Source organism: Rathayibacter sp. AY1B6, assembly GCF_002932755.1.
In the GTDB taxonomy this organism is placed as follows: Bacteria; Actinomycetota; Actinomycetes; order Actinomycetales; family Microbacteriaceae; genus Rathayibacter.
This window is the reverse complement of the sequence record NZ_PSWL01000007.1, coordinates 87,292-107,809: the sequence shown is the minus strand read 5'-3', so window position 1 is coordinate 107,809 and position 20,518 is coordinate 87,292. Positions and strand designations below refer to the sequence as shown.

The following is a 20,518-nucleotide window of genomic DNA, read 5'->3' as shown; positions in this document are numbered from 1 at the left end:
TCGTAGCGTCGAGCTATGAACTCCTCCCGCACCGACTCCGTCAGCCGCATCGCCCGGGAGGACTTCGGCTGGTCGTCGCTGCTCCCCGGTCAGCGCGAGGCGATCGAGTCGGCGGCCTCCGGGCGCGACACGCTGCTGGTGCTGGCGACGGGCGGCGGCAAGTCCGCGGTCTACCAGATCGCCGGAGCCGAGCGCGGCGGCGTCGTCCTGGTCGTCTCCCCGCTCGTCGCCCTGCAGGCCGACCAGCTCGCCGCGATCGAGGCGGCTCCGGCGGCGCCTCCCGCGGTCGCGATCAACTCCTCCCAGGGCGCCGCGGCCGTCGCCCGTGCCTGGGACCGGATCGACGAGGGCGGCCCGCTCTACGTGCTCCTGGCACCCGAGCAGCTCGCCAAGCCCGAGAACGTGGCGCGGCTGGCGGCCGCGGGAGTGTCGCTGCTGGTCGTCGACGAGGCGCACTGCGTCTCCTCCTGGGGTCACGACTTCCGCCCCGACTACCTCCGCCTGGCCGATGTGCGCGGCGAGCTCGGAGACCCGCCGGTGCTCGCGATGACCGCCACCGCCTCCGGGCCGGTGCGCGACGAGATCATCGAGCGCCTCCGGATGACCGACCCCGAGATCCAGGTGCACGGCGTCGACCGTCCGGAGATCCGGCTGGTGGTGCACCGCCACGAGAGCGAGAGCGAGAAGCGTGCCGCCGTGGTCGAGGAGGCGCGCAGCTGGACCGCTCCGGGCCTGGTCTACGTGGCCACCCGCAAGGAGACGGAGGCCTACGCGGCCGACATCGCGGCGGAGGGGCGCCGGGTCGCGGCGTACCACGCCGGGCTCAAGGTGTCCGAGCGGAAGGTCGTGCACGAGCAGTGGCGCGCGGGCGAGCTCGACGTCGTCGTCGCGACCTCGGCGTTCGGGATGGGCATCGACCGGGCCGACGTGCGCTTCGTGCTGCACGCCACGACCACCGAGTCGCTCGACGCCTACTACCAGGAGATCGGCCGCGCGGGCCGCGACGGCGAGCCCGCCACGGGCGCGCTGCACTACCGTGCGGAGGACCTGGGGCTCCGCCGCTTCTTCGCCAAGCGCTCGGTCGACAAGGCCGCGCTGCGCGTGATCTGGGCGGCCGTCTCGGAGCAGCCGGGGCTCGACTCCGCGGCGCTCGCGAAGGAGCTGGGGAAGCCGGCCCGCACGATCGCCCGGATCGTCAACGACCTCGCGGACGCGGGGCTGGTGGAGACCGGCTCCGGACTGCGCGCGACGCGCGAGGCCTCCGGCGACGAGGCCGTGCACGCGGTGAAGGAGGCTCTGGCCTCCCGTGAGCGGATCGCGGAGTCGCGCCTGTCGATGATGCGCGCGTACGCGGAGACCAGCCAGTGCCGCCGCCGGGTCCTGCTGGACTACTTCGGCGTGGAGTCGGCCGAGTGGTGCGGCAACTGCGACGGCTGCGAGCGGCACGAGGCGAGCGGCGGGACCGAGGAGGCGCCTGTGGACGCCCCTCTGAGCGTCGACGAGTCGGTGGAGCACCGCGAGTGGGGCGCCGGCACCGTGATGAGCGTGGAGGCCGACCGGGCGACGATCTTCTTCGAGTCCGAGGGCTACAAGGTGCTCTCGTTCCAGGCGCTCGAGTCCGGCGTCCTGCGCGAGCACGCCTCCGCCTGACCCCTGCTCTCCGCGTCGGCCGGTCGCCGCTCGCGAGACGCCCCTCCGGTACGGCCGGCACGGCCTGCCGCGTACCGGAGAGGCGTCTCGCGGAGGGTGTCAGACCTTCGAGACGGCCGAGCTCACGTCGGTGGGCTTCTCGTAGTCTCCGTCCGGGATCGCACGGAGGGCCTCGAGGACGTCGCCGTCCGCGCCCTCCTTCTCGGCGGTCTCGACGATCGTGTCCTTCGAGGCGGGGTAGTCGATGCCCGAGAGGTACTTCTGGATCTGGATCGGGTTAGGTGCGTCCATCGTGCTGTCCTTTCGTCGCCTTGCTGAGTGTTACGAGTGCTCTTCGGCGAAGAGCCGGTCGAAGGCGTCGACGCGCCGGTCGGTGACCGTCGTGGGCGTCTCGAGGTGCACGGCACCGCTGGGCACGAGGCCCGCGCCGCCGAAGCGCTCCATGACGCGCCACTGCGCGGCGACGTCCTCACCGCTGTGCTCCGGGGGCAGCTGCTCCCAGAAGTCGAAGCCGCCGACGGCCAGGAGGGCGTCGCGGCGGTAGAGGACGCAGGCGCCCAGCCAGGCGACCCGGTACGCGCGCCAGGCGCCCTCCGGGACGTCGAGGCGGGCGGCGACGTGGGTGAGGTTGGCCGCGTTGTGGAGCGGCCAGCGCTCGAACTCAGGGGTTCCGCGCCGCACCCGCTCGGGCTCGACGCGCTCCTCCCAGGTCTCGAACGACTCGGTCTCGTGCGGGCGCACGTCCTCGAGGTAGGACAGGCCCTGCACCGCGGAGCCGACGAAGCCGCAGTCGAGGCGCTCGAGAGCCTCGTGCAGCCGCGAGAGCGTGCCCGGCTCGAGCCACACGTCGTCGTCGAGGAAGAGGACGGCGGGGGCGGTGGCGAGGGAGAGGAGGTAGTGCCTCTGCTCCGCGAGCCCGCGCCGGGGCAGGTGGCGGCGCACCACCGGAGCCCGGCCCTGCGCCTCCAGCACACGCAGCATCGCGAGGATCGTCGGGTCGCTCTCGGCGACCGCGTCGTCGGACTGGTCGCTGACGATCACGCGGAAGGGCGGTTCGTCCTGGGCGGCGAGTCCGGCGAGCGTGGCGGCGAGCTCGGCACGGCGGCCGACCGTCGGCACCAGCACGTCGATCAGCGGCTGCCGGGGAGCCTCGGGGACCCCCCAGCGCCCGGACCACCGGCGGCTGGTCACGGCGCGGCCGATCGGATGCGCTGCACCATCTCGGTCGTGGAGTGCTCCGAGACGTAGCCGACGGTGGTGACGACGCCTCCGTAGGATCGGACGACGGCGGCCTCCGCGAGCATGTCGGGGTTGTAGTCTCCGCCCTTCACGTAGACGTCGGGCTGCACGCGCTCGAGCAGCGGGATGGGGGTGTCTCCGCCGAAGAGGGTCACGTAGTCGACGCAGCCCAGCTCGGCGATCACGCCGGCGCGGTCGCCCTCCGGGTTGATCGGCCGTCCCTCGCCCTTGAGCCGCCGGACGGAGTCGTCGTCGTTCACCGCGACCACGAGCACGTCGCCGAGCTCGCGGGCCTGGCGGAGATACGCCGTGTGGCCGCGGTGCAGGACGTCGAAGCAGCCGTTCGTGAAGACCACGCGGCGTCCGCGGCGCGACTGCTCCGCGAGGACCTCGACGAGGGCGTCCTCGCCGAGCACGACGGCGCCGGGAGCGGCGAGGGAGGCGAGCAGGTCGTCGCCCGAGCAGACGGAGGTGCCGGGGCGCTGCACGACCACGTCGGCGGCGGCCTGCGCCAGATCGACGGCGGTGGCCAGGGAGCGGCCGGCCGCGAGGGCCAGGGTGGCGGTCGCGGCGAAGGTGTCGCCGGCGCCCGACGCCTGCTTTTCCTCCGCGGGCTGCGCGAAGGTGCGGCTGACCGTGCCGTCGGCGTCGAGGGCGGTGGAGCCGTCCCGGTCGAGGGTGACCACGACGTGCCGGGCGCCCGAGCGCGCGCGCAGCTCCTCGGCGGCGTCGCGCACGGCGGCGGCCCGCTCCGTCCCGCGGCCGAGGGAGGCGCCGAGCAGCCGCTCCGCCTCCTTGGCGTTCGGGGTGACGAGGTCCGGCCGGGCGGAGGCCCAGTCGGCGAGCTCGTGCGCATCGATCACGAGGAGGCCCGGGCGCTCGACGGCGAGCAGGCGCTCGACGGCCTCGCGGAGGATCCCCGAGCCGTAGTCGCAGACCAGGACGGCGTCGGCGCCCGCGGCGGCCTCGGCGGCGGCACCGGCGAGCAGGGCCAGCTCGTCGTCGGCCGGGCGGTGCGGGCCGGAGTCGACGCGCAGCATCACGCTGTCGCCACCCACCACGCGGGTCTTGATCGTCGTCGCGGCGCCGGTGCGGACGACCCGGGAGATGTCCAGGCCGGCCCGCTCGAGGGCGCGCAGCAGTCGATCGCCCTCGGAGTCGCGTCCGGCCACGCCGACGGTGCGGACGACGGCGCCCAGCGCGCGCAGGTTGGCGGCGGTGTTGGCGGCCCCGCCCGCGACGTCGACGACGTCCTCGAGCCGCAGAACCGGCGCCGGCGCCTCCCGCGTGACGCGCTCCGCCTCGCCGAGCCACCAGGAGTCGAGGATGAGGTCCCCGATCACGGCGACCACCGGCGGGCGCTCCCGGACGTGCGCCAGGAGCGCGCTCGCCCGCTGGAGCGCCGAGCCCTCGAGGCTCATCGGGCACCGCTGGGCAGCACCGGGAGGCCGAAGTGGACGACCGTGGTGGTGGTCATCTCGTCGAGCAGCTCCGGGCCGTAGCCGAAGCCGGAGCCCGAGGCGCCGCGGGGCTGGGCGCTGCCGCCCGGCGCTCCTCCGAAGACGCCGTTGACCTTGACGGTGCCGACCGGCAGCGTCGCCGCGGCGCGGTGGGCGTGCTCCATGTCGGCGGTGAGGATCGAGGCGGCCAGGCCGTAGGGGCTCGCGGCGGCCAGGTCCAGGCCCTCGTCGAAGGAGTCGACGACGCGGATCGGCGCGACGGGCCCGAAGGTCTCCTCCGTCATCACCAGCATCGATTCGGTGCAGTCGGCCAGGACGGTCGCGGGGTAGAAGGTACCGTCCCCGGGGGTGCCGCCGGTGAGGGCGCGCGCGCCGCTGCCGAGCGCCTCCGTGACGTGCTCGTGGACGGCGTCGCGCATGCGGGCGTCGACGAGGCGGGGGAGCGGGCCGGCGCTCCAGCGGTCGGCCTCGGCGACGAGCGCCGCCGTGAACGCCTCGGCGATGTCGCGGTGCACGTAGATCCGCTCGACGGAGGTGCAGATCTGTCCGGCGTTGGCGAAGGCGCCGAGCGCGGCCTGCTCGGCGGCCCAGACCGGGTCGACGTCGCGGTCGACGACGAGCGCGTCGTTGCCGCCGTTCTCGAGGATCACGTGCGCGCCGGTGACGGCGGCGACCCGGGCGAGCGCGCGGCCGGTGGCGGTCGAGCCGACGTGGGCGAGGACATCGACGCCCTCCGTGCGCGCCAGCTCGTCGCCGACCGCCCCGTCGCCCTCGACCAGGGTCAGCACCCCGTCGGGCAGCGCCTCGGCGAGGATGCTCGTGAAGAGGGCGCCCGTGCCCGGGCTGCGCTCGCTCGGCTTGTGCACGACGACGTCCCCGGAGACGATCGCGGCGCCCAGGAGGCCCGCGGCGACGGCGACCGGGTCGTTCCACGGAGTGAGGGCGAGCACGACGCCGCGCGGGTGCGGCAGGGCCAGATCGACGTTGAGGGCACCTCCGCGCAGGCTCTTCCCCCGGTGCAGCGGGCCGAGCTCGGCGTACTGGAGCAGCGTGTCGACACCGGCGCGGACGCCGCCCAGGGCGTCGCCGGCGGGCTTGCCGGTCTCCCGAGTGTTGAGGTCGGCGAGCTCCTGCTCGCGCTCGGCCACGCGGTGGGCGGCGGCACGGAGGAGGGCGCCGCGCTCGGCGGGCGCGGTGGCGGCCCACGCGGAGAACGCGGTCCGCGCTCGGCGGACGGCGTCGGCGGCGGTCGTGGCGGGGGTCGTGATGTCGATGGTCACGGTCACCTCTCGGTCGGGGGCGCCCGCGGAGTGGCGGACGCATCCGTCCGGTACCCGGGTGGTGCGCGCCTAGACACGTCGCGTCCGGAATCCGCCGCGGGATCGGCGGCGCCGGCTCGCCGTCGATCCGTTTCGGATCGGCCTCGGCGGGGAAGTGGATGGAGTGCACCGTCCCCGGAGCGGCGCCAGCGCGCCCTCCGCACCTGAGAGGAACCCGTCGTGGTCGCCATCGCCCCCCTCCGAGAGCCCTTCGCCGGAGTCGAGAGGATCGCCGTCCTGCGCGGCGGCGGACTCGGCGACCTGCTGTTCGCGCTGCCCGCCGTCGACGCTCTCGCGGCCGCCTACCCGGGAGCCGAGATCACCCTGCTCGGGACGCCCGCGCACCGGGTCCTGCTGTCGGGCGTCGAGTCGCCGATCAACGACGTCGAGATCCTGCCGGTGGCGCAGGGCGTCCGCGACGGAGAGGGGGAGGACCTCCGGGTCGTCGAGGACTTCACCGAGCGGATGCGCGCGCGCCGGTTCGACCTGGCCGTGCAGCTGCACGGCGGCGGGCGCTACTCCAACCCGTTCCTCCAGCGCCTCGGCGCGCGCCACACGATCGGCTCGCGCACGGACGACGCCGCGGAGCTCGAGCGCACGATCCCCTACGTCTACTACCAGCACGAGATGCTGCGGGCGCTCGAGATCGTCGGGCTGGCCGGAGCGCCTGCGACCCGCCTCGAGCCGGCGCTCGCCGTAGATCCGGAGCGGCGGGACCGCCTCGCCGCGGCGCTGCCCGCGGGTGGCCCGCTGGTGCTGATCCACCCGGGCGCGACCGACCCCCGCCGGCGCTGGCCCGCCTCCTCCTTCGCCGCTGTGGCGACGGAGCTGCTGGCCGACGGCGCCCGCGTGCTGGTGGTGGGCGACGCCTCGGACGTGCCCGCCGCCGACGAGATCGTCGCCGGAGCGCCGGGAGCGGTCTCCTGGGCAGGCGTCGTGGACCTCCCGGACCTCGCTCCGCTGCTCTCGCTCGCCGACCTCGTGCTCGGCAACGACTCCGGACCCCGCCACCTCGCCGCCGCGGTCGGCGCCCCGACGGTCGGGGTCTTCTGGGTGGGCAACGCGATCAACGCCGCGGCCCTCGGGCGGCAGCGCCACCGGGTGCAGCTGAGCTGGACCACCCGCTGCCCGGTCTGCGGGCGCGACGCCACGCAGGTCGGCTGGACCGCTCCGCGCTGCGAGCACGACGTCACGTTCGTCGGCGACGTGCGCGTCGAGGCCGTGCTCGAGGACGTCCGCGGGGTGCTCGCCTCCACGCGCTGAACCGCGAGATGCCACCTGTGGTGCTCGGCGTCGGCGTGTCGGCGGCACAGGTGGCATCTCGCGGAGAGAGATCCGGGGAGCGCCCGGATCAGCGGATCACGGCCAGGACGGCTCCTCCTCGTGCGTGATGACGAGCTCGCGGACCTCGCAGCCGCGCGGCTGGCCGAGGACGAACATGACGGCGTTCGCCACGTTCTCCGGGTCGTTCAGCAGCGCGTCCGGACCGGGCTTGTACTGCTCGTCGCGGTCGTCGAAGAAGCGCGTCTTCATGCCCGACGGGATCAGCGTGGTCACGCCGATCTCGCCCTTGGTCTCGGCCGCGAGCGCGCGGGTGAAGCCGAGCACGCCGAACTTCGAGGCGCAGTACGCGGTCGCGTCCGAGACGGCCTTGATCGCCAGCGAGGAGGCGACGGTGACGACGCGGCCGTGGGTCTCGGTGAGGAAGGGCAGCGCCGCGCGGACGACGGCCGCGGTGCCGAGGAGGTTCACGGAGATGACCCGCTCCCACTCCTCCGGCTCCACGTCGACGAGGCGGCCGCAGCGGTCGATGCCGGCCGCGGTGACGACGGCGTCGAGTCCGCCGTGCTCGCGGGCGATCTCGACGACCGCCTTCTCGGCCTCGCGGGTCTTCGCGACGTCGACCTGGTAGGCGGCGACGCCCTCCTTCACCGACGACACGTCGCGGTCGAGCACGATCGGGGTGCCGCCGGCGGCGGTGACCGCGGCGGCGACGGCCGCACCGAGCCCGGAGGCTCCTCCGGTGATCAGGACGCGGCCGATGGGGGTGGGAGTGGTGCTCATGGTTTCCTTCCGGGGGTGGTCTGCGGGCCTCGTGGGCCGCGGGTCAGCCGACGCGCGCGAGCGCGGCGGCGAGATGGGTGGTCGAGCGGCCCGGGTGGTACGGCACGGTCAGGACCCGGCCGCCCCACTCCGCCACCGTCGCCGTCTCGGGGAGGGACTCGGCGGAGTAGTCGCCGCCCTTCACCCAGACGTCGGGGCGGATGCGGCGCAGCGCCTCGTCCGGCGTGTCCTCGCCGAAGACCAGGACGGCGTCGACGCACTCGAGCGCGAGCAGCAGGTCGACGCGGTCGTCCTCGGGGATGATCGGCCGCGCCGCGCCCTTGAGGCGGCGGACGGAGTCGTCCGAGTTGAGGCAGACGATCAGGCAGTCGCCGAGCGCGCGCGCGGCCGAGAGGGTGCGGGCGTGGCCGGCGTGGAGCAGGTCGAAGCAGCCGCCGGTCGCGACCACGGTGCCTCCTGCCGCGCGGACGGACTCGGCGACGCGCAGGGCGTCGACACCGCCGCCGTGGAGGGGAGCGGGGTCGGCGGGAGCGGACAGGGAGGCGACCCCTCCCGCGAGCAGGTAGGCGCCTGCCGCGGCGACCGCCGCCTGCACCGCCTCCGACGTGCTCGCGCCCTCGGCGAGGGCGACGGCGGCGGAGGCGGCGAACCGGTCGCCGGCTCCGCACGGATCGGTGGGCGGCACGGTCACGGCCGGTGCGACGACCGGGACCCCGGCGCCGCGGGAGCGCAGCAGGGCGCCGGAGGATCCCATCGTCACGGTGACGGCGCCGCAGCCCCAGCGCTCGAGGAGGGTGGTCGCGGCGGATTCTGCGCGCGTCACTCCGCGGCCGACGGCCCCCGAGAAGGCCGTGGCCTCGGCCAGGTTCGGAGTGGCGAGCGCGGTGGCGGCGACCGGCTGCGAGCCGCGCGGGTGCGGATCCCACACCAGCGGCACGGTGAGCGCGTCGAGAGCCGCGCGGAGCGACGCGTCCTCTGTCAGCCGACGGCCGTAGTCGGCGACGATCACGGCGTCGGCGTCGCCGAGCGCGGCGAGCATCGCGTCGGTCACGCCGGGGACGGGGGGCGTCTCGCAGCCGCGGTCGATCCGCACGACGGCCTGGCCGGAGGCGGCCACGCGGGTCTTCACCGGCGTCGGCGCACCCGAGGGCCCGGCGACCAGGCGGACGCCGGACAGCTCGGCGCGCAGCTCCGCCACGTCCGGATCCGAGTCCTCGGCGAGCGCGGTCACGAGCGTCACCTCGTGCCCGTCGCGGGCGAGCATCCGGGCGACGAGCCCGGCTCCGCCGGCGCGGGCGCTGCGGGCCGACACGTCGACCACGGGGACGGGGGCGTCCGGGCTCAGCCGCTCGGCGGGTCCGGAGAGGTCGACGTCGAGCATCACGTCGCCGACGACGACGAGGTGCAGGCGGCTCACGAGGCGGCCGCCGTCCGCGCGCGGATCCGGTGCTCGAAGGCCCGGCAGAGCGCGTGCACGAGCACCAGCTGCGCCTCCTGCACGTTGGAGCCGTGGCCCTCGAGGGCGATCGCCTCGTCGCAGAGCTCGGTGAGCGGGTTGGGCCCCTCGCCGGTCAGCGCCCACGAACGGGCGCCCGCCGCACGGGCGGCCTCCGCGGCGTGGAGGAGGTTCGCGCTGCGTCCGCTGGTGGACAGCAGCACCACGACGTCGCCCGCGCGCGCGTGCGCGGTGACCTGGCGCGAGAACACGTGGTCGAAGCCGTAGTCGTTGCCGATCGCGGTCAGGCTCGACGTCTCGGCGTGCAGCGAGATGGCGGAGAAGGGGACCCGGTCGCCGTCGAAGCGGCCGACCAGCTCGGCGGTGAGGTGCTGCGCCTCGGCCGCGGACCCGCCGTTGCCCGCGGCGAGCAGGCGCGCGCCGGAGTGGAGGCGGTCGGCGAGCTCGACGCCCCAGGCGGCGATCCTGTCGGAGTGGCGCTCCAGCTGCGCGACCGCGTCGAGCGCGCGCGCGACGTGGTCGTCGACGAGGCGCCGGGCGGCGTCGGCCGGGGTGTCCAGAACGGTGTCGATGGTCGCGGTGTCGATGGTCATCGTCGCGGAGCCGCCTTCCGGGTGGTGGGGGATGAGGGTGCGCTCGTGGCGCCGGTGAGGAGCGACTCGTCGCCGAGGCCGGCGAGGGTCGTGACGTAGGCGCGCTCGGTGTCGGCGGCGACGCGGTCCCAGGAGTAGCGGGACTCGACGCGCTCGCGGCCGGCGGCTCCGTAGGCGCGGGCGCGGTCGGGGTCCTCCAGCAGCGAGCCGAGGGCGGCGGCCAGGGCGACCGGGTCGCGCGGGGGCACGTGCACGCCGGTGACGTCCTCGACCACGGTGTCGATCAGGCCGCCCACGGAGGAGGCGACGACCGGTACACCGCAGGCCATCGCCTCGAGCGGAGTGATGCCGAACGGCTCGTACCAGGGCGCGCAGACCACGACGTCGGCCGAGCGGAGCATCGCGGGCATCTCGGTCTGCGAGAGCTGGCCGACGAAGTCGACGCGGTCGGCGACTCCGAGGCTCTCGGCCACGCCGTGCAGCCGCTGGTACTCGGGGTCCGCCGTCAGCGCGTCGCCGGAGCCGGAGCCCCCGACGACGACGAGCTCGGCGTCGTGGCCGGCCGCGACCAGGCGCGCGAGCGCCTCGATCGCGATGCCCATTCCCTTGCGCGGCACCAGCCGGCCGATGGTCATCAGCCGCGAGCGCTCGCCGCGCGGCGCGACAGGGCCCTCGACGGAGAACCGGTCGATGTCGACTCCGCAGGGCACCACCGAGATGCGCGAGGTCGGCACGCCGAGCCCTTTGAGCTCGAAGGCCTCGTCCGAGCAGGTGGCGACGACGCCGTCGGCCTTCTGGCCCACGCCGGGCTCGAGCCAGGCGCGCTCCTCGGGGCTGGTGTCGAGCGCGCCCTGCTGGCGGCGCTTGACGACGCCCAGCGCGTGGAAGGTGTGGAAGACCGGTACGCGCCGCCCTGTGGCGCGCTCCACCCGCTCGGAGGCGTCGAGCGCGGCGACTCCGGACATCCAGAAGTGGCTGTGCACGAGGTCCGGCCGCTCCTGCAGCCACTCCTCGGCGAGGTCGACGGCGAAGTCGCCCATGAAGGGCAGCAGCTCGTCCTTGGAGACGCGGCTCGGCGGGCCTGCGTCGATGTGCACCACCTCGACGCCCGAGGTGAAGGGCACACGCCGGGGGAGGGAGGGGTCGTCGCGGCGGGTGTAGACGACGACGCGGTGGCCGCGGCGCGCGAGAGCGTCGGCGAGGGCCGCCACGTGGACGTTCTGGCCGCCGGCGTCGACGCCGCCGAGGGTCGCCAGCGGGCTCGCGTGCTCCGAGACCATGGCGATCGTGAGCGCGGGCGCGGCGGAGAGGTGCTGCTTCATCGGGTGCTCCCTTCCAGAGCGGGCTCCGGCGGCCGGCGTCCGGGGAGGTCGGCGAGGACCTCGTCCCAGTCGCGGTGGAACCGGGCGAGGCCGTAGCGCGCGAGCGCGGCCTCGCGGGCGACGGCGCCGGCGCGGGCGGCGCGGTCCGGGTCCTCGACGAGCGCCCGGGCCGTGGCGACGAGGGAGTCGAGGTCGTTCGAGACCGCTCCGGCCTCGGGCGGGACGGCGCGCCCCGCCTCCGTCACGTCGAGCGCGACGACGGGCATCCCGAGGTGCATCGCCTCGAGCAGCGCGAGGCCGAGGGAGGTCCAGCGGAACGGGTGCAGGTAGACCCGGCGTCGGGCCAGCGCGGCGTGCATCTTCTCCGTGCGGACGTCGCCGAGGACCGTGACGTCCTCCAGGCCCGGCAGCTCGGCGAGCCGGTCGGTCTTCATCCCGAAGACGTCCAGCGGAGCGACGGCGCCGAAGCGGGGGAGCAGGTCGGTGCCGGCGACCCGGCCGCGGCGGACGGGCTCGTTGACGACCACGCCGAAGTGCGGCAGCTCGCCGGTGTAGAGGGGGCCCGGGTCGTGGATCCCGTGCTCGATCACCGTGGTCCGGGTCGATCCGGTGTCCCACATCAGGGCGTTGAAGTGGGTGACGTGGACGATCAGCAGGTCGTCGCGGTCGGCGAGCGGGTGGCGGTTGTCCGGCACGTTCCCACGCGGGGTGTTGTGCTCGACGTAGACGGCGGGCACATCGCGGCCGAGGCGTCGCCCGAGCAGGCGCTCGGCCTCGGCGAGCTCCTCGGGACGCTGGAGGAGGACCGCGTCGACGTCGGCGTCGTGCAGCTCCTCGGGCGCGATCTCGGCGGCGCGGGGCCAGTCGCGGCCGCCGGTGCCCAGGCCCCAGGCGTCGCGGGCCGGAGTCGTGGGGAGCAGGTAGGTGTGGGCGCCGCGGACGAAGGCGTCCGCCCAGCCGCCGTGCACGTGCCAGAGCAGGATCCTCATGCGATGGCCTCTCTCGGGGAAGTCGTGGGTCGGAGTCGGAGGGCGGCGGCGACCGCCTCCTCGGCGCTCACCCCCGCGAGGCACGGATGGCCGGGGACGGGGCAGACGCGGGCGCGCGAGCCGGCGCACGGCGACTCCTGATCGCCCAGCAGTGCCACCGGGACGCCGTGAGGTGCCCAGCGCACCGCCGGGACGACCGGGGCGAAGAGGCTCACCACGGGGGTGCCGACCGCGGCGGCGAGGTGCGCCGGACCGGTGTTGCCGCAGATCACGACGTCGGCGCCGGCCAGCACCTCGGCGGCGCCGGCGAAGTCGGTGGCCCCGCCGAGGTCGATGCCGCGGGTGCCCGCGACCTCGGCCGTGAGGGCGCGCTCGCCCGGTCCGCCCGTGACGACGACCGCGAGGCCGGCGTCCGCCAGCAGCTCGACGGCGCGGGCCGCGTTCGCCGCGGGCCAGGCGCGGGCGGGGACGGCGGCTCCGGGGTGCACGACCGCGTACGGACCGACCCCCTCCAGAGCGGTCGGCAGCGCGCCCTCGCGGCGCACGCGGAGCCGTCCGTCGTCGCCGGGGGGCAGAGCGAAGCCGGCCGCCGCGGCGATCGCGAGCGCGCGCTCCGGCTCCGGCTGGTCCTCCTCGAGGGTCTCGCCCGGGACGAGGCGCACGTCCAGCAGGGCGCCCGCGAAGTCGACCGAGGCGCCCGAGATGCGCTCGACGCCGGCGAGCCGGAGCAGCAGGGCCAGCGGCAGCGGCGACTGGTGGAAGGAGGTGAGGATCACGGCCTCGTCCGGCGCGAACTCCTCGACGATCGCGCGCAGCTCGTCGACGAGCTCGGCGTCGACGGGGCGGGAGGCGTCGCCGATCCACGGGCACCACCAGGTGCGGACGGAGGAGGGACCCGGCAGCAGTGCGGCGGCCGGCGCGCCCTGCGGACCGCTCAGCAGCAGCACCTCGGCGTCGGCCGCGATCGCGCGGACGGCCGGTCCGCACAGCAGGACGTCTCCCGCGCTGTCCAGGCGGGCGACGAGCACGCGGCGCCTCACTCGGCGTCCTCGTCGGGCTGCATCGCGAGCAGGAGCTCGACCGCCTCGAGGAGCGTCGCCGCCTGCAGGGGGGCGGCGTCCACCTCCTCGGCGCGGGTGATCGGAGTCGGCACCAGCACACCGCGGGCGCCCGCCGCCGCGGCGGCGCCGACGTCGGCGCCGATGTCGCCGATCACGGCGAGGGAGCGGGCCGGCAGTCCCAGCCGCTCGGCGGCGCCGAGCACCATGCCGGGCCGGGGCTTCCGGCAGGAGCAGCCGTCCTCGGGGCCGTGCGGGCAGAGCATCCACACGTCGAAGCCGCCGAAGAGCTCGTCCACGCGCCGGTTCACCGCGTCGGCCTGGCCGCGATCGATGATCCCGCGGGCGATCCCGGACTGGTTGGTGACCACGCCCACGGCCAGTCCCGCCTCGCGCGCCCGCTCGACCGCGGCGAGGGCGGTGGGCATCGGCGAGACCTGCGCCGGGTCGCCGTTGTACGGGACGTCGACCACGAGCGTCGCATCGCGGTCGAAGAGGATCCCCCGCAGCCGGGGGGCCTTCGTGCGCTCGTCGGCGCTCCGGGAGGAGGAGTCGTTCACCTCCTCCTCGTACCCCTCGACCGGGGATGTAAACCCCCTCCGGGAGAAGTCGGTCCCGCCGGGCGCGTCGCTCGCATCCGAGGACGCCGCGTCTGAGGCGCGCGCAGCGGGGTACGGGGACTCCGACAGGAAGGAGGCGCCGTGCGCGCTCTCACCGCCCCGGACGGGACTCCGGAGATCCTCGCGCTGCGCGCTCTCAAGCTCGGCGACCTGCTCGTCGCGGTCCCGGCGCTGAAGGCGCTGCGCCGCGGCTTCCCCGAGCACCGGGTGATCATGGCCACGACCCCCTGGCTCGAGCCGATCGTCGACCTGGTCGAGGGCCTGGACGCGCTCGTGCCCACTCTCCACGGCCTCGACGACCCGCTGCCGATGGCCGCCGGCCGGATCGAGCTCGGCGTGAACCTCCACGGCAACGGCCCGGAGTCGCGGCTGCGCCTGCGCGAGGTGGCTCCGGAGCGCACGCTCGAGTTCCGCGTTCCGGCGCTGGACCCGGGCGCGGGACCCGGCGACCCGCGTCCGCTCTGGCTCGACGGCGAGCTCGAGCGCGCGCGCTGGGCCCGCCTGGTGAACTCGATCGGGCTCGACGCCGACCCCGAGGACGTCGCGATCGCCGCCCCCGAGGAGCCCGCCTCGGCCCCCGGAGCCGCCGTCGTGCACATCGGGGCCTTCTACGGCTCGCGCGAGTGGCCGGAGGAGCGCTTCGCCGCGGTGGCGCGCTCCCTCGCCGCCGAGGGGCACCGCGTCGTCTACACCGGAGGCGCGAACGAGGCCGACCGCGCCCGCCGCGTCGCCGAGCTGGCCGGTACGGGCGAGGTGCTCGCGGGGGTGCTGGCGCTCAGCGAGTTCGCCGCGGTCGTCGCGGCCGCCGAGGTCGTGGTCACCGTCGACACCGGAGCGGCGCATCTCGCCTCCGCGTACGGCATCCCCTCGGTGGTGATCTTCGGACCGGCGCCGCCCGAGGCCTGGGGGCCTCCCGCCTCGGGGCCGCACCGCGTGCTGACCGATGCCTCGCTCCGCCGCGGCGACGTCTTCTCCGCCGAGCCGGACCCGGCTCTGCTCGCGGTCCAGGTCGACGACGTCCTCGCCGCTCTCGCGTCGCTCCCGACGCGTGCCGAGACCCACCTCAGGCGGACTTCAGCCGCGTCGTCGGGCGCACCGGAGTGACCGTGGCCACCCGGGCCCGGGGCGCGCGCGGCTGATGGCTGCGCGAGGGGGCGCCGAGCCTGTCGGCGAGCTGCGCGAGGATCCGCCGCTGCAGGCGCGAGACCTGCATCTGCGTCGTCCCCAGCGCATCGGCGATCTGCTGCTGGGTGCGCTCCTCGACGAAGCGCATCCGCAGGAGCTCGCGCTGCCCCTCCTCGAGCTCGGCGAGGGCCTCGGCGAGTCCGTGCCGCCGGTCGATGCCGAGCAGCCTCTCGTCCTCGCCGCCGAGGGTGTCGCCCAGGCCGACGCCGCCCTCGCCCACGGTCTCGTCGAGCGAGAGCGGATGCCCCGCGAGACGCGCGTCGGCGACCTCCGCCGCGTCCACGCCGAGGCGGCGCGCGATCTCGTGGTCGGTGGGGTGGCGGCCGAGCTCCTGCGCGAGCTCGTCGGCGACGACGGCGGAGCGGCGGTGCAGCTCCTGCACGCCGCGCGGCGGGCGGATCATCCAGCCGAGGTCACGGAGGTGGCGCTTGAGCTCTCCGGTGATCGTCGGGACGGCGAAGGCGGCGAAGCTGTCGCCGCGCTCCGGCGTGAACCGGCGGGCTGCCTTGACCAGGCCCACGTAGGCGACCTGGCGCAGATCCGCCCAGTCGCTGCTGCCGCGGGAGACCCGGCGGGCCATCGCCTCGGCCAGTCCGAGGTGGTCGAGCACGATGCGCTCGCGGATCCGCTCGCCCTCCGGGCCCTCCGCGCTCACCGCGGCCTGGAAGAGCGAGAGCGTGCGGGCGTCCTTCTCCTCCCGCGCCGCCTCGGTGAGGACGCTCGGGCGGTCGGTGCGGGTGTCGAGATCGATCGTGCTCATCAGTGCTCCTTCCGGGCACGCTCGCGCGGAGGCCCGGCGCGGCCTGCGGTGCGGCGCTCGGGCCCTCTCGACGAGAGGCCCGGGGTCAGCGCACCACTGCTCCTGCTCGCTCGGGGAGTCCGTTGACTCGGAGCAGTGCTGTCCGGTAGAAGCAGTGGCCGCGAGGCGCGCACCGTGCCCGGGGCGGAGGCGCCGCGGCCCCCGTGATCCCGGGCGCCGCACCGGCTCCCGCCGGTAGGATCGGGCTCGTATGTCTGAGCTCACCCCGCCCCTGGAAAGCGCGCCGGACGCGCACCCGTTCACGACTGCGACCGGGAGCGACGTCCGCGTCCGCTTCTGCCCGTCGCCGACCGGGACCCCGCACGTCGGCCTCATCCGCACCGCCCTGTTCAACTGGGCGTACGCGCGCCACACCGGCGGCACGTTCGTCTTCCGCATCGAGGACACGGACGCCGCGCGCGACAGCGAGGAGAGCGTCGAGCAGATCCTCGACGCGCTGCGCTGGCTGAAGCTCGACTGGGACGAGGGCGTCGGCGTCGGCGGCCCGCACGGTCCGTACCGCCAGTCCGAGCGCACCGGCGTCTACCTCGACGTGATCGCGCGACTAACCGCCTCGGGCCACCTCTACGAGAGCTACTCCACCGCGGAGGAGATCGACGCGCGCAACGAGGCAGCCGGCCGTGCGAAGCAGCACGGGTACGACAACGTCGACCGCGACCTCACCGAGGAGCAGCGCGCCGCCTTCCGCGCCGAGGGCCGCGCCCCGGCGCTGCGCCTGCGCGTGCCGGACGCCGACCTGTCCTTCGACGACCTCGTCCGCGGCCCGATCACGTTCCCCGCGGGCTCCTTCAGCGACTTCGTCGTGGTGCGCCCCAACGGCCAGCCGCTCTACACGCTCGTGAACCCGGTCGACGACGCGATCATGCAGATCACCCACGTGCTCCGCGGCGAGGACATCCTGCCCTCGACCGCCCGCCAGATCGCGCTGTACCACGCGCTGATCGACATCGGAGTGACGACCTTCGTCCCGCGCTTCGGCCACCTCCCGTACGTGATGGGCGACGGCAGCAAGAAGCTCTCCAAGCGCGACCCGTCCTCGAACCTCTTCCACCACCGCGACCGGGGCTTCATCCCGGAGGGCCTGGTCAACTACCTCGCCCTGCTCGGCTGGTCGCTCACGCACGACCGCGACGTCTTCTCGATCGACGAGATGGTCGCCGCCTTCGACGTGTCCGACGTGAACCCCAACCCGGCCCGCTTCGACCTCAAGAAGGCGGAGTCGATCAACGGCGACCACATCCGCCTCCTGGCCGTCGACGACTTCACCGAGCGGACGATCCCGTACCTCGTGGCGGCCGGAGTGCTCGCGGGCGAGCCGACCGCCGAGCAGCGCGCCGTGCTCGACGCCGCCGCGCCCCTCGTGCAGGAGCGGATCGGCCTGCTGGGGGAGGCCCCCGGCATGCTCGGGTTCCTCTTCACCGCGTCCGATGCGCTCGAGTACGACGAGGACGCGCTGAAGGGCCTGCCCGCGAACGCCGGCGAGGTGCTCGCCGCCTCGATCGGCGCCCTCGAGCTCGTCCCCGCGTCCGAGTGGCTGACGGCCTCGATCCAGGAGGCGCTCGCCTCCGCGCTGATCGAGGGCCTCGGCCTCAAGCCCCGCATCGCCTACGGGCCGCTGCGCACCGCGGTCTCCGGACGCCGGGTCTCGCCGCCGCTGTTCGAGTCGATGGAGATCCTCGGCAAGCAGGAGTCGATCGCCCGCCTCGACCGCCTCGGCGCGCACCTCTCCCGGCAGGCCTGACCCGTGGCGGAGACGGTCGGCGGACGCTACGACGTCGTCGTGATCGGCGGGGGCCCCGCGGGGCTCTCGACGGCGCTCAACCTGGTCCGCGCGCGCCGCAGCGTGCTGCTGCTCGACAGCAACCGCCCGCGGAACGCTGCGACCCTGCACTCGCACGGGTTCCTCACCCGCGACGGGATCTCGCCGCTCGAGCTGCGCCGCCTCGGCCGCGAGGAGTTCGAGCGCTACGAGGCCGCCGAGGTGCACAACGCTCTCGTCACCTCGGTCGAGCGCTCCGGCGGCGAGTTCGTCGTCGGCGCGCGGGGCGTGCGCGGCAGTGCGGACCGCTCCGTCGTCGCCACCGCCGTCGTGGTCGCCGCGGGGCTCCTCGAGACGCCGCCCGCGCTGCCGAGCCTCCGCGCCTACTACGGCACCGCCGTGCACAGCTGCATGGAGTGCGACGGCTACGAGAAGGCGGGGGAGGCGCTCGCCCTGATCGGCGAGACCGACGACCTCGCGGAGCGGGCCATGCTCCTCTCGCAGTGGTCGACCGACCTGATCGTCTTCACCAACGGCGTCGGGACGGTGAGCGACGCCGACGAGTCGCTCCTCGCCTCGATCGGCATCCGGGTCGACCGGCGCCCGGTCGCCGACCTCGCCGGGGAGCGCGCCGAGATGACCGGCGTCCGCCTGGTCGACGGTGACGTCGTCCCGCGCACCGGAGCGTTCGTCCGCCCCGTCTGGACCCCCGCGCTGGACTACCTGGACGCGGCCGGCCCCGACCGCGACGCCGACGGCTTCCTCCGCGTCGACGCCGGCGGTCGCACCTCCGTCCCCGGCCTCTACGCCGCCGGCGAGGTCACCCCTCCCGGCCCGCAGCAGCTGATCGTGGCCGCCGGATCGGGAGCCCAGGTCGCCTCGGCGATCAACCGCGACCTCGTGCGCGCCCGCCTCGGCGAGGCCGCCCCGGAGTCCGAGGGCAGCGTCGTCCGCGGCTCGATTTGAGCCGGATGCCCGCGTAGGGTACTGTCGTCTCTCGGCGCTCGGGTCTCGATCCGATCGCCGCCTGGTCTCGGGATCACTTCCGGATGACCATTGGGGTATGGTGTAATTGGCAACACGGCTGATTCTGGTTCAGTTGTTCTTGGTTCGAGTCCAGGTACCCCAGCACTGATCTCCTCTGCGGCACTCCGCCCGACACCCCCTTCCGGGCGTCCCCCGGGCCGACACTCGCGAGCCGCTCTCGGCGGAGTCCGCAGTATCCCCCCTCCGGCCGACGCGGCCGTCCGAGGCCCTGTGACACGATGGAACCTGTACGTCTCTCAGGTACCCGCGTCGCGCGGGTCGGACGAAAGGTCGCCCGCCCATGGAACCGGATCTCCTCTGGATCGTCCTCGCCGGAGTCGCCGTCGGCGCACTCCTGCTGATCGCCCTCATCGGCTTCTTCCTCTTCCGCGCCTGGTACCAGGTGCCGCAGGCCGACGAGGCGATCGTGATCGTCGGGAAGAAGCAGAAGGGCGAGGACGGCCTCACCTCGAACATGACCGTCATCACCGGCGGCGGCGCGTTCGTGAACAAGCTGACCCAGCGCTCCGACCGCATCTCGCTGCGCTCCCGCCAGATCAAGATGGAGCCGGTCGCGCAGACGAAGAACGGCGTCACCATCCACCTCGCGGGCGTCGCCCTGGTCAAGATCGGCTCCACGGCCGACCAGGTCCGCGCCGCCGCCGAGCGCTTCGCGTCGCAGGACCAGTCGATCGACGTCTTCACCACCGAGCAGCTCGAGGGCGCCCTCCGCGGCGTCGTCGCGAAGCTCAGCGTCGAGGAGGTCATGCAGGACCGGCAGAAGCTGGGAGACGAGATCGCCGAGGGCATCAAGGGCGACCTGCTCGCCCAGGGCCTCGTCCTCGACTCCTTCGCGATCCAGGGCGTCACCGACCGCAACGGCTACATCGAGGCGCTCGGAGCGCAGGAGATCGAGCGCGTCCGCCGCGAGGCCGACGTCGCGCGGATCAACGCCGCCCGCGAGGTCAAGGCCCGCCAGCTCGCCACGGACGAGGCGAACCTGATCGAGCAGACCGCCTACGACAAGAACACCGCCGCCGCGAAGTCCGAGGTCGGCCGCGCCAACGCCGAGGCCGAGCAGGCCGAGAACCTGGCCCGCGCCGAGCGCGAGCAGGCCGTTCTCGTGCAGCGCGCCGAGAACCGGCAGGCGGAGCTCGACGCCGACGTCAAGCGCGTCGCGGACGCCGAGAAGTACCGCCGTCAGACCGAGGCCGACGCCGACGCGTACGGACGCGAGAAGAAGGCCGAGACGGACCGCCAGGTCGCGCAGCAGGTCTCGGACGCCGAGGCGTACGCCGTCCAGCGCCAGGCGGAGGCGCGCCAGGCGTCCGCCGCCGCCGAGGCCGCCGCCGTGAGCGCCCGCGCCGAGGCCGAGGCCCACGCACTGCGGGCCAAGGCGGGCGCCGAGGCCGAGGCGCTGCGCGCGAACGCGACCGCCGAGGCGGAGGCCATCCGTGCGAAGGGCGAGGCGAGCGCGGCGGCCATCGCGGCCGAGGCGGAGGCGCTCCGCGAGAACCAGGAGGCGATCCTGGGTCGCGAGCTCATCGGGCAGCTGCCCTCGCTCATGGCCGAGTTCGCCAAGGGCTACCAGAACGTCGGCTCGGTGACGCTGATCGGCGGCGACACCGCCGGCACCCACATCGCCCGCGAGCAGGCGGCCGGCCTCGCCGCCACGTTCGACAGCGTCAAGTCGGCGACCGGCGTCGACCTCGGGGCGATCCTCCAGGGCCAGGCCTTCGGCCGCGGGATGGCCACGGGCGGCTCCGTCGTGCCGACCGGCGCGTCGGTGTCGACCGGATCGGGGGACACGGCTCGTCCGTCCGGCTCCGGCGACCCGACCGCCGTCGCCTCCACGAGCTGACCGGAGGGTCCCGCCGATCCTCGGCGGCTCCACCACCGCCGCCGTGCTCGTCGGTGGACGCCCGCGGGCGTCCGCCCTCGAGCACGGCGTGCCGCGT

At 74.9% G+C, this 20,518-nt stretch carries 18 protein-coding genes and 1 tRNA gene; 7 read left to right on the top strand and 12 right to left on the bottom strand.

Features of this window, described 5'->3' with window-relative positions:
- Positions 1–15 precede the first annotated feature (15 nt).
- On the top strand, positions 16–1,650 hold the full coding sequence (locus C5D08_RS05455; protein WP_104276165.1) for a RecQ family ATP-dependent DNA helicase: 1,635 nt from the start codon (positions 16–18) through the stop codon (positions 1,648–1,650).
- Positions 1,651–1,749: 99 nt separating this feature from the next.
- Here the strand turns inward: C5D08_RS05455 and C5D08_RS05450 are convergent, their stop codons facing one another.
- Genes C5D08_RS05450 through C5D08_RS05435 form a run of 4 tightly spaced genes read right to left on the bottom strand, consistent with a single transcriptional unit; the run spans position 1,750 to position 5,629 of the window.
- Positions 1,750–1,941: a DUF2795 domain-containing protein gene (locus tag C5D08_RS05450; RefSeq protein WP_104223528.1), complete on the bottom strand. Its 192-nt coding sequence runs from the start codon at positions 1,939–1,941 to the stop codon at positions 1,750–1,752.
- 30 nt (positions 1,942–1,971) lie between these two features.
- Positions 1,972–2,841 (bottom strand): glycosyltransferase family A protein, encoded by an 870-nt coding sequence (locus C5D08_RS05445; RefSeq protein ID WP_219815152.1) that lies wholly within the window; start codon positions 2,839–2,841, stop codon positions 1,972–1,974.
- Complete coding sequence (rfaE2, locus tag C5D08_RS05440; RefSeq protein WP_104276164.1) at positions 2,838–4,310, bottom strand: D-glycero-beta-D-manno-heptose 1-phosphate adenylyltransferase; 1,473 nt, start codon at positions 4,308–4,310, stop codon at positions 2,838–2,840. Before rfaE2 ends, C5D08_RS05445 begins: the two co-directional genes overlap by 4 nt.
- A complete protein-coding gene (locus C5D08_RS05435) occupies positions 4,307–5,629 on the bottom strand; it encodes an aldehyde dehydrogenase (RefSeq protein ID WP_258067326.1) in 1,323 nt (440 codons plus the stop codon). The genes rfaE2 and C5D08_RS05435 overlap by 4 nt, the downstream gene beginning before the upstream one ends.
- Positions 5,630–5,848: 219 nt before the next feature.
- On the opposite strand from C5D08_RS05435, the gene C5D08_RS05430 reads away from it, so the two are divergent.
- Positions 5,849–6,931, top strand: a complete 1,083-nt coding sequence (locus C5D08_RS05430; RefSeq protein ID WP_104276162.1) for a glycosyltransferase family 9 protein — start codon at positions 5,849–5,851, stop codon at positions 6,929–6,931.
- Between the two features lie 96 nt (positions 6,932–7,027).
- On the opposite strand, the gene C5D08_RS05425 is transcribed toward C5D08_RS05430, so the two are convergent.
- The 7 genes from C5D08_RS05425 to C5D08_RS16920 are packed head-to-tail and all read right to left on the bottom strand — an operon-like array spanning position 7,028 to position 13,710.
- Positions 7,028–7,732: an SDR family oxidoreductase gene (locus tag C5D08_RS05425; RefSeq protein WP_104250150.1), complete on the bottom strand. Its 705-nt coding sequence runs from the start codon at positions 7,730–7,732 to the stop codon at positions 7,028–7,030.
- A 43-nt stretch (positions 7,733–7,775) separates the two neighbouring features.
- Positions 7,776–9,140 carry a PfkB family carbohydrate kinase gene (locus C5D08_RS05420; RefSeq protein WP_104276200.1) on the bottom strand — a complete coding sequence of 455 codons (1,365 nt, stop codon included), beginning with the start codon at positions 9,138–9,140 and terminating at the stop codon, positions 7,776–7,778.
- 5 nt (positions 9,141–9,145) lie between these two features.
- Positions 9,146–9,781 (bottom strand): SIS domain-containing protein, encoded by a 636-nt coding sequence (locus C5D08_RS05415; protein ID WP_104223523.1) that lies wholly within the window; start codon positions 9,779–9,781, stop codon positions 9,146–9,148.
- Entirely contained in the window at positions 9,778–11,103 is a 1,326-nt protein-coding gene (locus C5D08_RS05410; protein ID WP_104276161.1) for a glycosyltransferase, read from the bottom strand. The genes C5D08_RS05415 and C5D08_RS05410 overlap by 4 nt, the downstream gene beginning before the upstream one ends.
- A complete protein-coding gene (locus C5D08_RS05405; protein WP_104276160.1) occupies positions 11,100–12,092 on the bottom strand; it encodes a glycosyltransferase in 993 nt (330 codons plus the stop codon). Before C5D08_RS05405 ends, C5D08_RS05410 begins: the two co-directional genes overlap by 4 nt.
- Complete coding sequence (locus tag C5D08_RS05400; RefSeq protein ID WP_219815151.1) at positions 12,089–13,132, bottom strand: glycosyltransferase family 9 protein; 1,044 nt, start codon at positions 13,130–13,132, stop codon at positions 12,089–12,091. Before C5D08_RS05400 ends, C5D08_RS05405 begins: the two co-directional genes overlap by 4 nt.
- Positions 13,129–13,710, bottom strand: a complete 582-nt coding sequence (locus tag C5D08_RS16920; protein WP_181110051.1) for an HAD family hydrolase — start codon at positions 13,708–13,710, stop codon at positions 13,129–13,131. The genes C5D08_RS05400 and C5D08_RS16920 overlap by 4 nt, the downstream gene beginning before the upstream one ends.
- 141 nt (positions 13,711–13,851) lie before the next feature.
- Between C5D08_RS16920 and C5D08_RS05395 the strand changes: the two genes are divergently transcribed.
- Positions 13,852–14,874 carry a glycosyltransferase family 9 protein gene (locus tag C5D08_RS05395; protein ID WP_104276159.1) on the top strand — a complete coding sequence of 341 codons (1,023 nt, stop codon included), beginning with the start codon at positions 13,852–13,854 and terminating at the stop codon, positions 14,872–14,874.
- On the opposite strand, the gene C5D08_RS05390 is transcribed toward C5D08_RS05395, so the two are convergent.
- A complete protein-coding gene (locus tag C5D08_RS05390; protein ID WP_104276158.1) occupies positions 14,834–15,715 on the bottom strand; it encodes a sigma-70 family RNA polymerase sigma factor in 882 nt (293 codons plus the stop codon). The genes C5D08_RS05395 and C5D08_RS05390 overlap by 41 nt on opposite strands.
- 250 nt (positions 15,716–15,965) lie before the next feature.
- Between C5D08_RS05390 and gltX the strand changes: the two genes are divergently transcribed.
- From gltX to C5D08_RS05370, 4 genes are all read left to right on the top strand, one after another.
- Positions 15,966–17,516: a glutamate--tRNA ligase gene (gltX, locus tag C5D08_RS05385; protein ID WP_104276157.1), complete on the top strand. Its 1,551-nt coding sequence runs from the start codon at positions 15,966–15,968 to the stop codon at positions 17,514–17,516.
- Positions 17,517–17,519: 3 nt separating this feature from the next.
- Complete coding sequence (locus C5D08_RS05380; RefSeq protein ID WP_104276156.1) at positions 17,520–18,500, top strand: NAD(P)/FAD-dependent oxidoreductase; 981 nt, start codon at positions 17,520–17,522, stop codon at positions 18,498–18,500.
- Between the two features lie 91 nt (positions 18,501–18,591).
- Positions 18,592–18,663, top strand: a tRNA-Gln gene (locus C5D08_RS05375).
- 198 nt (positions 18,664–18,861) lie between these two features.
- The gene (locus C5D08_RS05370; RefSeq protein WP_104276155.1) at positions 18,862–20,421 is read left to right on the top strand and encodes an SPFH domain-containing protein; all 1,560 of its coding nucleotides are present in this window, start codon (positions 18,862–18,864) and stop codon (positions 20,419–20,421) included.
- Positions 20,422–20,518 lie beyond the last annotated feature (97 nt).